Here is a 14464-nt window from a genome sequence, read left to right as displayed (position 1 = left end):
TATAAAAAGGGGCTGTTGTCCTGGTCAACATGACCAGAGCAACAGCCCCTTCGGTTGTTAGAAGTTAACCTTTATGATTCATGGAGCGCTAACCATTCTCGATCTAAAATACTCATTTCCACACAATCTACATATTGCTCCCCAAACAGCGCTGATTCGCGCTCTACACCCTCCCGCTTAAAGCCCAATGCTTCATAGGTTTTCAGGGCAACAGTGTTGAAAGCAAAAGCTCCCAGAGAAATACGATGCAGATCCAAACTCTCAAATCCGATCCGGAGCATTTCATTCATCATCCTTGTTCCAAAGCCTCTGCCCTGATAATCAGGATCTACTACTACTCTGCCAATACATGCAGATCGATTCGCCCGGTCTATGGCTGAAAAACTGATGTGTCCCACGACCTGCTGAGTAGCTTCATGCACCGCACAGAAGATAAGGCGATCAGAATTCGCTGGATGATTAGCCCCATCTAAATACTTAGTAAGCTGGTCATCGTCAAGAGGAAAAGTTAATGAAGGTCCAGCCCATTGCTTCAGATACTCAGGTGAGACACTCCATCGTTTCAGGTGCTCAAAGTCCGATTCAGAAATAAATCTAAGAATCAGACGATCGGAATCAGGTTGTTCCTCAAAATGCTCATACAGGTTCACTAAACGACCATTTCCCATATCGTTAGTACCCATGTAATGAAAACCCATGCTCTGATAATAACGATTGAGTTTAATGTTATGTGCGACGGTATCAAATCTGAGTCCTCTGCAGCCAAGTTCTTTGGCACGGGCCGCAGCATATTTAAGCATATGCTGACCAAGTCCCTGACTGCGGTGTGAACCCGCTACAGCTAATCTATGCAAATATGCATAAGACTCATCGTTTTTGCTTCCCCAGTATTGAGGATCACTGAATTGTAATGTGAACATTCCAACTACTGCTTCATCTTCAATCGCAAGATAAACATGCCTATCCGTGAAATAGCCTGTGATATCATTCTCGTTAAATTGGCCGGGGGTCCATTGCTTAATCCCATTTCGTTCCATCCAATTTGCTGCTTCCTGCAGCAGCCTCAAGATATCACCAGTCCGATCAGGTTCTCCACGAACGATCCTAATCGAATTCCCCCATACTTCCATTTCCATACCTCCTAGACATCTGATTCAGGTAAGGTAGCTGTTATTTGTGCTACATGATCTGAATTGACTTCAGGCAGCTTCTCAGTAAGTGGCAAGATTACGGTAACTTCAGTTCCACTACCTAGCTCACTTTCCATTTCAAGCTTCCCGTGGTGAAGTTCCACGATTTGTTGTGAGATGGCTAGACCTAAGCCCGTTCCCCCGTTCAACGCATCCACTTGAAAGAAACGGTCTTTCACTCTGGAGATATGTGCTTCACTAATCCCAATCCCACTATCACGAACCATGATAGCAGTCTCTGTAGCCGAAATTCTCTTCGCAGACAATTCTATACTGGACTCCTCATGTGAAAACTTCACGGCATTGTCTACCAGATTCAAGAATACTTGTTTTAGACGATTGGCATCCCCTTTAACATAGATCCCGTCTTCACATTCAAGAAGCAGGTGAATCCGTTTCTTCTCCGCCTTGGCCCAAATATTAAGTATAGTCTCCTGAAGTAACACTTTCACGTCAACAATCCCAATGGACAGCTTCATTTGGTTCTGCTGCAGCTTTGAAAAGTCTAGAATCTCCTCTACTAGACCAATCAAGCGTTCACTTTCTTTGGAAATGATGCTGACTCCAAGCTTCGTCTCCTCCGGATCATAGCCACCAGAGACCAAGGTTTCACTCCAGCCCTTGATACTAGTAAGGGGTGTCCGAAGCTCATGTGAAATGGACGAGATGAAATCATCCTTAATCTGATTACTGCGCACAATTTCCTGAGCCATATAATTCAGCGTTGAAGCCAAGTCACCAATCTCAAATTTGTAATTCCCCTTAATCCGCACATTAAATCTACCCTTAGCCATTTGGGCTGATACCGCCGTAATGTTATTGAGCGGCTTTACGATTGAATTGGCAAGTCCGAAGCTGAACACGATAACAACAGCCATAACAGCTGCACCTATTCCAATTGACAGTAACGTAAGATTAAGCAAATCGTTGTTGATACCTTCAAGTGAAGTAAGATATCTTAGAATATACGTATCACGTCCGTGAACCTGCAGCATCTTGGACACAGCCATAACACTCTCGTTAGTACCACTCTGGCGTCCTACCCAGCGGCCAATACTGCCCCCTACCGCTTCAGGGACGTCACTAGTTGTAATCGTACGATCAGGCTGAAAACCGGTTGAACTGGTAATCATGTCACCATTCATGGTCAATACTTCTAGCTCTGTATTGGGCAGCTCAAATCTATCCAGCAGTACTTGCAGCTGATTCGAGTTGTTATCGCCATCTAGCTCGTATTTATGAAAAAACGACTCTGCCGTGGTAATGTGATTTTTCATCTTGCTATATACACTGTCATAATAATACGTTCTGATGGCAAGCAGGAAGATAACTTCTACGAGGAGAAGCGCCAAAAAAACTACAAGAATGTAGTGTAGAACAATTTGTCTGCGCATCCCCTTCTTAATCATTGTACTTGGCCTTTCCATCTATATCCGTGTCCCCATACCGTTTGCAAAAATTCTGGCTCTGACGGATTATTCTCTATTTTTTGACGCAGACGACGAATATTCACATCCACAATTTTGGGATCACCCATATACTCCTTGCCCCACACATGATCCAGCAGAAGATCGCGGCTGAGCGGTGTATTTTCTTTTTCGAGGAAGAATTGAATCAACGAAAATTCCGTTGGCGTCAGTTCAATCGCTTCATTATCACGTTTAAAATGTTTGGAAATAAGATCCAAGGTAAATGGCCCTGAAACGAATGAAACTTTCGCTGACTGTTCACGATGAACGTTCACTCGGCGCAGCAAAGATTGAATTCGAGCAATCAGTTCTGTCGGGCTGAATGGCTTGCTAACATGGTCATCCGCTCCTACAGACAATGCATACACTTTATCTTGCTCTTGAACCTTGGCTGTCAGAAAAATAATACCCAAACGCTCATTGGTTTCTCTGACCCGTCTACATACTTCAAATCCATCAATACCCGGAACCATTACATCCAACAGAGCGATATCAATATCAGGGATCGTGGTTAACTTGTGAAGAGCTTCATGCCCATCCGCAGCCTCTATCACTTCGAACCCATTACGCTTCAAGTTAATGACAATAAAACTACGAATGGACTCCTCATCTTCCAGTATCAGTACTTTACTCATCTATTCCCTTCCTTTCTATAGGGGAAGCAATTTTATTGCTTCCTTCCTTTGTTGTACTTTGTTCTAACTTACCGCGGTAGGCGATGACCTTGTCTGCATCACGTGCAAGCAAATCCCAACCGTCATTTTTTACGCGATCCCATTCTGAAGGAGAAAAGAAGGAAACCTCAGCAACCGTCTCACCGGTATCTGACATGATAAACTTAAGGTTCTTATCCAGAACCGATTTCGTATCAACTGTCACCTTTCCATGCCATTCCGGAGAAAAATTAATATTGAATCGATCCGATGGATCATGATATAGCTGGGTTGCGAAGGTCAGACCTTCTTTCCCATCCCATTTATAATAGGAGGTAAAGTATGGAATTTCAGCTGGATCGAAATACTCCCATCCTTTAGGCGCCTCAAGCAATCCAATTTCAATAATGCCATCATGATCAATATCTTCACTTGCAATCCGACGATCTTTATAAGTCCGCGCATCACCTGGTAATACCACACGCAGCTTGTTATTCTCCATAACGACAATAGAGGTATAGGCAGATTGGGAATCCACCGCAGCATCCAATACGATTCCTTCTTTATTCTCTGAGATTTTTCCTGCAACAATATTGTAATAATTATTAAAATAAGGATCGATATTATCAAGCTTATCGAGTACCTTAAAGCCATCATTGTACTGATAGACCGAAATGGTTGCAAATTCATTTCTTTTAAAGTAAACAACGGTTATGTCTTCAATTCCATCCCCATTAAGATCATCAATCATATATTTAGTATAAGGATGTGAAAGCACTTCTTCTAATGTTCCGCTGGAATAGCTATAGACGACAAGACCCTTTTCTTCACCTTGTGAATAGCCGGTAACAATTTCAAGCTTCCCATCACCCGTCATATCCTTCAAATCAACCGACTCCAGCACAGACCCGTCGCCATCGAATACAAGTTTCTTGACCCAAGTGTCGCCCTGTTTCTCCAGTATCATCCCGTGAATCTGTACGGCTTCACCTGGAGTCCTATAGAACACTAGCGTCTCCATAACTCCATCCTTATTGAGATCCTCAGTAAAGATGGTACTATCATCGTCATTGGTCGGACGAATCAACGTGGAACCTGCTGGCTTAAGTGAATTAATAGCAGCCATAAGTGTTGCTTTGTCAGCAGACAATTGTGGGGATTTCATCTTAGAAACAGGATCACTGATGAAAGTACAACCCGACAGTACGGATAACGTCAGCGTTGCGGCTACAAAGCACCTAAGACTTCTCATATTCAACTTCATCACTCTTTTCCTTATCCGTGTCCTATATTTAAAGATTTGCACGTTCTTGGAACGTTAATCTACGCCCCTTTATATCATGCTTAATTCTGCCATCTTCTAGTACCCATAGACGCGTAGCAAAACGTTCCGCTAATTCAATCGGTAACACCGTTACAACCGTAAGACCGGTTTCTTTACACAGCTTCCGCAATGTTTCCAAGACACTCTCCGCGGATTTAGGATCTAATCCCGTAACCGGTTCATCCGCTAAAATCACTTTAGCACCGTGAGTCAACGCTCTAGCAATCGCTACACGCTGCCTTTCTCCGCCACTAAGTTGACTTGTCTTCATCTTCGCTTTATCCAGGAGGCCAAGGGCGTCCAGTTCATCCATTGCACCCATATAATCATCTGAACGTACCATCCCAGTGACCATTCGCCATAACGGCGTTTGTGAAGACTGGCCGATCAGTACATTTTTCAATGCAGTACGGTTAGGATTGAGCTCTGCATTCTGCTCCAGGTATGCCCACTCGCGGCGGATTTTTCTTTTACCTGTAAAGGCACTCGCCATTATATCTGTACCGTCCACTCTAAAATTCCCTCTATCCCACTTCTCACGCAGCGCTAAACAGCGCAGTAAAGTGGTCTTACCGCTACCGCTAGCTCCAAGTATTGCTACGAACTCACCCGGTTCTAATTGAAACCCTATATCCTGTAGAACTGGATTCTTATCTTCCCCAACTGCCTTGGCTAAGTGTTCAACTGTGATCATAGTTCAGCCTCTCCCTGTCTTTATCTATAATCTATAGTGTACTCTGAAAGCCAGATGAATTTCCATGCGAGCACTCGTTCTTATCTTACCTCAAATTTTTTGCCGTGGCGAGAAAAATAACCCAAGCAATCCGAAGGCGATATATAAAGCGCCCATCAAGCCGAAAATCCCCCCGCCCCAGCCGACTTGCATGAGCAAACCGCCGATACCTGGACCTATAATACTGCCTATACTAAAATGAAAAGAAGCAACCACATTTGCAGCAGGCAGTAAATGTCGTGGTAAAATGTCCGCAGCCAGACTAAGCCCTAACGAGAAAAAGGAGCCTACAAGTCCACCAGCAATCATCAACAGCACCATAGTCACTTTGAAATGGTCACCTGCTAATGGCAGTAATGCGAAGGCAATCCCGCCTCCAATCCCAGTAAGAATCAATACCTTCTTTCGACCAAAACGGTCGCTCCACAGTCCTAGCGGGAATTGTAACAACAGTCCTCCAATGCCCGCAAAAGGCAATAAGGCTGCAATTTGATCCGTGCTGTATCCGATCCGGAGGCCATACACTGGAAAATTACTATTTAAGCTTGCTTCCATGAAACCGTATAGGAGTGCAGGAATTAAAGCGAACCACGCTAGACTGTAACAACGTCCAAAACGGCGTACCTGACTTTCTCCACTCTCAACTTTATCTGGACGTGAATCCGGAAGTAATGTAACGGCTAGTATTAGGACCAGCAAAAAAAGAAAAGCTAGAACAATAAAGGGTGTTGCCTGACCAAAGCGCAGCAGACTAATTCCAAGTGGCCCCAAGCTAAAGCCCAGGCCATAGGACATCCCATACAGGGAAAGATTTCGTCCACGATGCTCGGCAGGCGTCATTAGCAGCACCCATAGCTGGGCGGCATAATTGATAGCTGCATCACCAACACCTACAAGAAGACGTAACACAAACCATATTTTGATTCCAGGAAAAAAGGGGAATAAGAGCAAGCTTACTAAGACTAAGCTTATCCCGCCAGCAATCAATTTTTTGAATCCAATCGCTCCGAGAACTCTTTCAGCAATCAAGGTCATTCCGAATGATCCTATGTATAAAGCAGCTGCATTAAGTCCATTAAGCGAAGAGGAAACTCCTTTCTGCTCCAATAGAATGGATAATACGGGAAGCAGCATTCCTTGGCTGAGTCCAGCCGCTATAGTAGCGGTGATAAGAATCATGAAATTCATTTTGCTGTTACTTCGAATAGATAATTTTGGCCGGTCTGACACAGATGATATCCCCCTATAATTAATAACGCTAATTTGTTCTAACGCCAATTGGCAAACACCGAACATTATAGTGGACAACCCTCTTCAAAACAAGAGATAATATGAAGATGTTACGGATTTCCTGGGGGTGCATGAGACATGGAGTACGAATTAAAGATCGACGTATCGCCGGTTTATGAACTGCTGGACAGTTTTATGTTATATGTAACTAGAAAATGGATCTCCAATTTGGACATTGGTCCCCACTGGATAAGTGATGTGGAAGATCGCATTTCTCCTCATAAGGTAACAGCTTTAATGCAAGCCGCCGAGTGGCCTTTTACGGATTATGATGTGCTATATGCCTGGGTTTACATTCGAGGACCCGCAACTTCAGTGCAGCATTTCCTAGATGATCTGGATTCAGCCTCCATAGAAGAATGTTATCAGCAGATCGCTCCGCTCATTCAGGAGTTTACGATTGAAGATGCTTTTCGGATTCGGAGCAGCTATAGTCCACTTTTGCGTCTCTGGTACGAGCAATACTTCCGCCATGTGGAGCACAAAATATTACCGCTATTAATTGAAGATGCTTCTGAGAAAAAAATGCTTGAAAGCAAAATGGACCCCATTTCTCTAATTGAATACGCATCTGGCGGTGTAGTTTTCGAGGAGATCACGGATCTAAAGACGATTGTATTACTACCAACTGTTCATAATCGTCCGATTAACACCTACTGCTTCTACAAAACCATGGTGATCGTACAATATCCTGTAGATGTACCTTTAGAAGACGAAAATGAACCACCTATGGTGCTTTTGCGCATGACCAAGGCACTTTCCGACCCCACAAGACTTCGATTGCTTCGCTATGTCGCACATGAACCCAAGTCGTTGTGGGAGATGCAATCTGATCTGAATCAATCCAGAGAAATGCTGATGCATCACCTTATGATTCTACGAGTAGCCGGCCTACTCCGCATCCATCTTAGAGGTGAACAAGATGAACGTTTCAGTATTCGCCCTGACGGCGCATCAGAGCTGCAAATGTTCCTAGAGTCTTATATTTATCTATAGAACACTATACAGATACAGATCCAAGGAGTGAGAGATATGAAATACATGACACAACAGGTGATTTTCGATCTAGATGATACACTAGTCCACTGCAACAAATATTTCGATCTGATTTTAGGGCAATATTTTGAGCTAATGACTGATTGGTTTAACGAATTTGGCCCAAGCACCAGTGAACTACGTGATAAACAAATAGAAATTGACGTGCACACGGTTAACACAAGTGGTCTTGCCAGCGATAATTTCCCTAAATCCCTAATCGCTACCTACCGCTATTTCTGCGCCAAATATAATCGTCCGACGGACCGTTTTCAAGAACAACAGTTACACAAGCTTGGACTAAGCGTCTATGATCAAGAAATCGAAGCTTACCCTGGCATGGTTGAAACGCTTGATACTCTGAAGCAGGATGGTCACCATTTATTCCTGTATACAGGTGGAGACGATACGATCCAACAACGTAAAATTGAGCAAATGAAGCTAGATGCTTACTTTGATGACCGGATCTATATTCGTCAACATAAAAATGTTGAGGCACTTGAAAATATTTTGACTACGCAAGGCTTTGACCGCAAACGCACCTGGATGATTGGTAACTCTTTACGTACAGATGTACTTCCGGCAGTAACCGCAGGCATTAACAGTATCTATCTGAAGCAACAGAATGAATGGAGCTATAACCTTATTGAACTGGAGCAAGAAATGCAACAAGCAGTGAAGACCATTTCCTCCATCCATGAGGTGCCTCCTGTTATTCGTACTGCTACCCTGCAGAAACTCTAGGTGCAAAGTAACCTCAGACATTGTTACAAATGACATATCTACTCTACCTCTGGGATGATTATACTATTTTTGTATAATTCCTAAATGAGGTAGGAGATGAGATATGAACAAGAAAGTGAAGTCCAACCATTCTCGAACTAACAAACAAATGCTTCCCATGCTCTTAGGTATAGTTGTTGTAATCCTTGTCGCTGTTATTGTCTTCATTCTAAATGACAAGACGGACAGTACAGAGGGTTTACCGAACTACACTGATGTGAAGGGTAGCATTGTTGTTGATGGGCTGAAATATGAAAAGCAACCTCATCTTGGTAGTCCTGATGCCAAAATCAAAGTCATCGAATTTGCAGATTTCAAATGTCCTGCCTGCAAAAACTGGACGGAGAAATATCTGGATACGTTTGTTAAGGACTATGTGGATACCGGAAAAGTTGAGCTTTTCTTCATGAACTTTGCCTTCCTGGATCGAGATTCCTATCTTGCTGCAAGTGCAGGTGAAGCCATTTATAAGCAAAGCAACGAGAAATTCTGGGAATATCTCCATAAGCTGTACGCCAATCAAGGCGATGAAAGCAAAATATGGGCCACACAGAAGTTCATTCTAAATTTCGTCAAAGATAACATTGAAGGTATTGATTTCGCTCAATTCGAAACAGATCTCAAGAATCATACCTATATGTTCGACGTCAAAGAAGACTTCAAGATCGCGGGATCGTACGGGGTTAATGGTACACCTAAATTTATGGTAAACGGAACCCTGCTTCCTGACTCCTCCTATGAAGGGTTAACTGCAGCGATTGAAGCGCAGCTGGCTAAATCCGCTGAATAATTATAAGGCATGATTAAAAAGGTGTCTCTGCCATGTATCCATCATGGCTAGAGACACCTTTTTACCGTACACACATTCTTTTTGATCGACTATGATTCAATTGCTAATTCGCCCGTATCCATATTTTGAAGCACTAGCTTGCCTTCCAGAGGTGTACCGTCTTCGCTGGTAAGCTTTAGCTTGCCCGTCCGACCTTTCTCAATCAACGCCTTCACTTGTGCATCCGTGAGTGTACGACCATGATTCTCTTTCCAAATCACGAATTTACAGCCTTCCTTGTAATGAGAGCAGCCGTAGCCTTTTTTACCCATAAAAATCATTCCACCGCAGCCGGGACGCGGACAGTTTCCAATGACCTTAGGTCCTGAATTGGCAGATTCCTCTTCACTACTTGCCTTGCGCTTTCGCGGCGCCGCAGGTTTGTCGCTCGTTTTACGGGTTGTGCTTGCTCCGCCTCGGCCTTTAGCACCTGTATTGACAGAAGGCGTCTCCCCTTCAAAAGAGGTTTTGGACGCTCGAGATTGTACGCGTACTTTATCCACGATCATACAGGCGAATCTTTTTACATTTTCCATAAACTGCCCGTCTGACGCCGTTCCTCTAGATATTTCGTTCAAACGACGTTCCCATTGGCCGGTCATTTCCGGTGAAGTCAACAGCTCTATCCCAGCGCCGCGTATCAATTCTATAGCTGTTCGTCCTTTTTGTGTGATGGCAATTTTTTTGCCCTGCATTTCGATGTATCCGACATTCTTCAGCCGTTCTATCGTTGCTGCACGGGTAGCCGGAGTTCCAAGCCCTGAATCCTTCATAGCATCGCGAAGCTCTTCATCCTCAATCTGCTTTCCGGCACTTTCCATCGCTCGAAGCAGCGTACCTTCTGTGTAATGCTTGGGTGGTTGAGTATCTTTCTCTTTAACAATAGCCTCACTACAAACCACTTCTTCTGCCGGAGCAATAGAAAATGGTTCGTTCACTTCGATCTCTTCGTCCTCTTCATCATCCTTGTTCTTACCCTTGGAAGTCTTCGCTTTATCCTTCTTCTGGTCCGCGTAAATGACCTTCCAGCCGAGGCTTAATAATTCCTTGACTGTGGTTTTGAACTTTTCCTCTTCTACCTCGGTCATCACCGTATGCACTTTATACTCCGCTGCCGGATAGAACTGAGACAAAAAACGCCGCACAATCAAATCATACAGCTTTCCTTCATCTGCACTAAGTCCTGATGCTTTACGATATGTAGGCAAAATCGCGTGGTGATCCTCAACCTTCGAGGGGTTGCAGATGAATTTATTCCCTTTATGAACGAGATTGCGATTCGCACCCTTCACCCACTCATCATACGCCGTCCCTTGCAGCGCGGATAACGTCTTATGCATCTCAGGAATATTCTGTTCTGTAACATAGTTGGAGTTCGTCCGCGGATAAGAGATCACCTTATGTTTTTCATATAACGCTTGAGCAATATCAAGCGTCTTTTTTGCGGAAAAAGCGTACTTTCCATTCGCCTCACGCTGCAGCAGCGTCAAATCGTACAGCTTATTCGGATACTCTTTTGTTTCCTTAACCTCGTAAGACTCAATCCGGCCCGGTTTTCCTTTGACCTTGGCAGCTAGCGCCTCCGCCTTATCCCCGTCAGTCAGCCGATCCCCCTGCCACATGCCTTTATAGGTCATTTCATTCTGAGTAAAATGTCCCTCCACCTCAAAAAACTTTAGGGAAGAGAACGCCTCAATCGTCTTCTGACGGTCGTAAATCAGCGCGAGTACGGGAGTTTGAACCCTACCCACGGACAGCAGCACATTATGCTTTGTAGTAAAAGCACGTGATCCGTTCATGCCGATGAGCCAATCCGCTTCACTGCGAGCTTTTGCTGCTTTCGTTAGATTCTCGTACTCCGATCCATCCTTCAGCTCCTGGAATCCTTTGCGAATGGTCTCTGGCGTCAGATCCGAGATCCACAACCGCTTCACAGGATGCTCCAGCTTCAAATGTCGTTGAATGAGTGAAAAGATATGCTGCCCTTCTCGCCCGGCATCGCATGAATTCACTAGAAGATCGCTACGTTTCGCAAGATCTCCAATTACCTTGAGCTGGTCGATTGTCCGCGCATTAGGAACCAGTTTGAACTGGTCTGGAATAATGGGCAGATCATTAATATTCCACTTTTTGTATTTAACATCATAAGCATCCGGCTCGGCCAAACCGATTAGATGCCCTATTGCCCAAGTAATAATGTACTGCTCCCCTTCAAGATAGGAACGGTAATTTTTGGCCTTCGGTTCTATTGCGGCGGCGATATTCCGCCCCATATCCGGTTTCTCCGCAATAATGAGTGTCTTCAAAAACAATCGCTCCTTACCTTTTCGTTCTTAAGTCCAAAATGCGTCCAGTATTCTATTATACCATTAACCTCGGTTTTTTTTAATGGATTGGTTAGTAGGCCTAGGTAAAATTCAGACTTCCCTTTGTCTTTTCTATGAATTAGAATAGTTTGGTAAACGAGGTTTATATATCGGAGGAATCAAAACGTGTCTGAAAATCACAAATTTACAGAACCTTATAAGGACAAAAACGGTCACTATTTAAAAGCAGAATGTGAGAGATGCTTCGGTTTGTGCTGTTCCGCACTACCTTTTTCAGCTTCAGTGGATTTTGCTATGGATAAAGCAGCTGGCCAGCCGTGCCATAACCTACAATCAGACTTTCGCTGTGGTGTACATACAGATTTAAGAGCGCTTGGATTTCGTGGTTGTACTGTATATGACTGTTTTGGAGCTGGACAAAAGCTTTCTCAGGTTACTTATACCGGTGAGGACTGGCGGAAGAATCCAAAAACTGCAAAGCAAATGTTCGAGGTATTTACGGCCATGTGGCATTTGCACGAATTGCTATGGTACTTAAATGAATCAATGAACTTAGATATAACCCATTCAATACATGTTGAGCTGCAAACAGCACTCGATGAGACGGAACAACTCACTTTACTTAACCCTGATTCTCTACAGAAGGTGAATGTTGACGCTCATCGAGCAAAGATTAATCTGTTACTGCTGCAAGTCAGTGAACTTGTGCGTACTGAGGCTCGTCGTAAACTTAAAAAAGCATCGAGAACATTCAGCCGTGGTGCTGACCTTGTCGGAGCAAATCTTAAAAATGCAGATCTCAGGGGTGCCAACCTGAGGGGAGCCTATTTGATTGCCGCTGACCTTAAAGGCGCTAATCTTAGAGGTGCAGATCTTATTGGTGCAGATTTCCGTGACACTGATCTTAGGGGCGCTGATCTATCAGAGAGCATTTTTCTAACTCAGGGTCAGATTAATGCGGCAATAGGTGATGATCTCACAAAGTTACCGCCAGCACTTTCCCGCCCTGAACAATGGCTTTCAGTTTGAGTTATAGAAATTTAATTCAGCTGCGAAAAGAATTCTTGGATACGAGAAACTGCTTCTAACTTTTCTAAGACTTCTTTACCCGTAGTGGCTCTTTCTAGATACTCCACCCTACCTTGTGCAGCTTCCTTACCGACTACTAGCGTTACGGGTATACCAATCAAACTTGAATCCTTAAATTTAACGCCAGCACGTTCATCCCTATCATCTAGAAGCGTCTCAAAACCGAGCTTAGTAAGTTGATTATAAAGCTCCTCTGCAACTGCCAGTTGCTCCGAGTCCTTTATGGACATCATCAAAATATGAACCTGATAAGGTGCTAATGCAACTGGCCACATTATTCCTTGATCATCATGATTCTGTTCTACAATTGCGGACAATAGACGCGAGATTCCAATTCCGTAACAACCCATGATCATAGGCTGACTTTTGCCTGAACGATCTAAAAAGGAAGCTCCAAGCTTCTCACTGTATTTGGTACCTAATTTAAAGACATGTCCGATTTCAATGCCTTGATGAAAATGAAGAACGCCATCCTCGCAATGTGAACAAGCTTCTCCTTCCGCTACATTGCGAAAATCCCCCACATGCTCAAGCCCAAAATCTCTACCAGGTACAACATTACGGAAGTGATAATCTTTTTCTCCTGCTCCCGTCGTACCTTCCGTCATCTCAGCAACTGCGGCATCAACTAGTACAGTTAATTGAAGTCCCACAGGCCCCACAAACCCAATCTCTACACCCGTTAAGGATTTCACAGCTTCATAGTCAGCAAGACCGATCTCCATCGCTCCGATATATTTACTCACTTTTATCTCATTAACTTCATGATCTCCTCGAACCACTACAGCAAAGAATTGTCCGCTACCTTCGTAGATCAATGTTTTCATAATCTGCTCTGGTTGGATCTCCAACTCCTGCTCTAATTGATCAATTGTACGTAAATTTGGTGTATGGAATTTCTCTATCGCTGGTACTTCGAAATTCATTTCCTTCTTAACAGGACGTACAGCTTCTGCCTGTTCCAGATTGGCTGCGTAATCGCAAGAGGAACATACCACAATCGTATCTTCCCCGATATCAGCCAGTGCCATAAATTCATGGCTGCCCCCTTCTCCGCCAATTGCACCAGAATCTGCATGAACAGCTCTGAACTTCAATCCACATCGCTTAAATATCCGGTGATAAGCATCGAACATTTGGTGATATGATTTATCAAGTCCTTCTGAGCTTATGTCAAAAGAGTACGCATCCTTCATCAAGAACTCTCTTCCTCTTAGCAATCCAGAACGTGGTCGCCGTTCATCTCGAAACTTAGTCTGAATTTGATACACGGTAACAGGAAGCTTACGATAGGAGCTGATCTCATTCCGCACAAGTGTGGTTACTACTTCTTCATGCGTTGGACCAAGAATGAATTCCCGCTCATGACGATCCTCAAAAGTCATCAACTCCTTACCATAAACATCATAGCGTTCTGATTCCTTCCAAAGTTCCGCAGGCTGCATGGATGGCATTAAAATCTCCTGCGTTCCGGAATGATCCATCTCTTCTCTCACAATCGCTTCTATCTTTCGCAGAACCCGCCGTCCAAGTGGTAAATAGGTATACACTCCAGCAGCTAATTGACGGATATACCCCGCACGCAGCAGTAGCTGATGACTGTTTGACTCCGCTTCCGAAGGAACCTCACGCAGTGTTGTTAATAATAAATTGCTTTGTCGCATCTTAAATACCCTCCCCAGAAATTATCTCTCTAAATGCAAAAAGACACATTCGTCAGGGACGAATGTGTCGTGATACCA

Annotated in this window: 12 protein-coding genes; 4 read left to right on the top strand and 8 right to left on the bottom strand. The window is 43.9% G+C overall.

Going from position 1 to position 14464, the window contains the following annotated elements; all coding sequences use genetic code 11:
* Window positions 1-71 precede the first annotated feature (71 nt).
* The 6 genes from ACFWMP_RS14655 to ACFWMP_RS14630 form a co-directional block, all read right to left on the bottom strand.
* Window positions 72-1130: a GNAT family N-acetyltransferase gene (locus ACFWMP_RS14655; RefSeq protein ID WP_379424052.1), complete on the bottom strand. Its 1059-nt coding sequence runs from the start codon at window positions 1128-1130 to the stop codon at window positions 72-74.
* Window positions 1131-1141: 11 nt separating this feature from the next.
* The gene (locus tag ACFWMP_RS14650) at window positions 1142-2599 is read right to left on the bottom strand and encodes a sensor histidine kinase (RefSeq protein WP_042188776.1); all 1458 of its coding nucleotides are present in this window, start codon (window positions 2597-2599) and stop codon (window positions 1142-1144) included.
* Window positions 2596-3294, bottom strand: a complete 699-nt coding sequence (locus tag ACFWMP_RS14645) for a response regulator transcription factor (protein ID WP_042128265.1) — start codon at window positions 3292-3294, stop codon at window positions 2596-2598. Before ACFWMP_RS14645 ends, ACFWMP_RS14650 begins: the two co-directional genes overlap by 4 nt.
* Window positions 3287-4564 (bottom strand): hypothetical protein, encoded by a 1278-nt coding sequence (locus tag ACFWMP_RS14640; protein WP_042194029.1) that lies wholly within the window; start codon window positions 4562-4564, stop codon window positions 3287-3289. Before ACFWMP_RS14640 ends, ACFWMP_RS14645 begins: the two co-directional genes overlap by 8 nt.
* A gap of 40 nt (window positions 4565-4604) precedes the next feature.
* Window positions 4605-5330 (bottom strand): phosphonate ABC transporter ATP-binding protein, encoded by a 726-nt coding sequence (locus tag ACFWMP_RS14635; RefSeq protein ID WP_076283562.1) that lies wholly within the window; start codon window positions 5328-5330, stop codon window positions 4605-4607.
* Between the two features lie 90 nt (window positions 5331-5420).
* A complete protein-coding gene (locus ACFWMP_RS14630) occupies window positions 5421-6575 on the bottom strand; it encodes an MFS transporter (RefSeq protein ID WP_042194031.1) in 1155 nt (384 codons plus the stop codon).
* Window positions 6576-6737: 162 nt separating this feature from the next.
* Between ACFWMP_RS14630 and ACFWMP_RS14625 the strand changes: the two genes are divergently transcribed.
* The 3 genes from ACFWMP_RS14625 to ACFWMP_RS14615 all read left to right on the top strand — a co-directional run bounded on the left by ACFWMP_RS14625 (window position 6738) and on the right by ACFWMP_RS14615 (window position 9267).
* Window positions 6738-7655 (top strand): ArsR/SmtB family transcription factor, encoded by a 918-nt coding sequence (locus ACFWMP_RS14625; RefSeq protein ID WP_076283561.1) that lies wholly within the window; start codon window positions 6738-6740, stop codon window positions 7653-7655.
* Between the two features lie 36 nt (window positions 7656-7691).
* On the top strand, window positions 7692-8438 hold the full coding sequence (locus ACFWMP_RS14620; protein ID WP_042188784.1) for an HAD family hydrolase: 747 nt from the start codon (window positions 7692-7694) through the stop codon (window positions 8436-8438).
* 103 nt (window positions 8439-8541) lie between these two features.
* Window positions 8542-9267, top strand: a complete 726-nt coding sequence (locus ACFWMP_RS14615; protein WP_341060997.1) for a DsbA family protein — start codon at window positions 8542-8544, stop codon at window positions 9265-9267.
* An 89-nt stretch (window positions 9268-9356) separates the two neighbouring features.
* Here the strand turns inward: ACFWMP_RS14615 and ACFWMP_RS14610 are convergent, their stop codons facing one another.
* Entirely contained in the window at window positions 9357-11612 is a 2256-nt protein-coding gene (locus ACFWMP_RS14610; protein ID WP_379424051.1) for a type IA DNA topoisomerase, read from the bottom strand.
* 186 nt (window positions 11613-11798) lie between these two features.
* Here ACFWMP_RS14610 and ACFWMP_RS14605 point away from each other — a divergent pair, with 186 nt between their 5' ends.
* Entirely contained in the window at window positions 11799-12662 is an 864-nt protein-coding gene (locus tag ACFWMP_RS14605; RefSeq protein ID WP_379424050.1) for a pentapeptide repeat-containing protein, read from the top strand.
* Between the two features lie 11 nt (window positions 12663-12673).
* Here the strand turns inward: ACFWMP_RS14605 and ACFWMP_RS14600 are convergent, their stop codons facing one another.
* The gene (locus ACFWMP_RS14600; RefSeq protein ID WP_379424049.1) at window positions 12674-14386 is read right to left on the bottom strand and encodes a proline--tRNA ligase; all 1713 of its coding nucleotides are present in this window, start codon (window positions 14384-14386) and stop codon (window positions 12674-12676) included.
* Window positions 14387-14464 lie beyond the last annotated feature (78 nt).

Source organism: Paenibacillus sp. NPDC058367 (assembly GCF_042723305.1).
Lineage (GTDB): Bacteria > Bacillota > Bacilli > Paenibacillales > Paenibacillaceae > Paenibacillus_AQ.
This window is presented reverse-complemented; position numbering and strand designations above follow the sequence as displayed.

Excerpts from the sequence above, each read along its gene's own strand:
- ACFWMP_RS14650 (WP_042188776.1), bottom strand. The coding sequence starts at position 2,599 with ATGATTAAGAAGGGGATGCGCAGACAAATTGTTCTACACTACATTCTT.
- ACFWMP_RS14615 (WP_341060997.1), top strand. The coding sequence starts at position 8,542 with ATGAACAAGAAAGTGAAGTCCAACCATTCTCGAACTAACAAACAAATG.
- ACFWMP_RS14635 (WP_076283562.1), bottom strand. The coding sequence starts at position 5,330 with ATGATCACAGTTGAACACTTAGCCAAGGCAGTTGGGGAAGATAAGAAT.
- ACFWMP_RS14600 (WP_379424049.1), bottom strand. The coding sequence starts at position 14,386 with ATGCGACAAAGCAATTTATTATTAACAACACTGCGTGAGGTTCCTTCG.
- ACFWMP_RS14645 (WP_042128265.1), bottom strand. The coding sequence starts at position 3,294 with ATGAGTAAAGTACTGATACTGGAAGATGAGGAGTCCATTCGTAGTTTT.
- ACFWMP_RS14655 (WP_379424052.1), bottom strand. The coding sequence starts at position 1,130 with ATGGAAGTATGGGGGAATTCGATTAGGATCGTTCGTGGAGAACCTGAT.
- ACFWMP_RS14625 (WP_076283561.1), top strand. The coding sequence starts at position 6,738 with ATGGAGTACGAATTAAAGATCGACGTATCGCCGGTTTATGAACTGCTG.
- ACFWMP_RS14640 (WP_042194029.1), bottom strand. The coding sequence starts at position 4,564 with ATGAGAAGTCTTAGGTGCTTTGTAGCCGCAACGCTGACGTTATCCGTA.
- ACFWMP_RS14620 (WP_042188784.1), top strand. The coding sequence starts at position 7,692 with ATGAAATACATGACACAACAGGTGATTTTCGATCTAGATGATACACTA.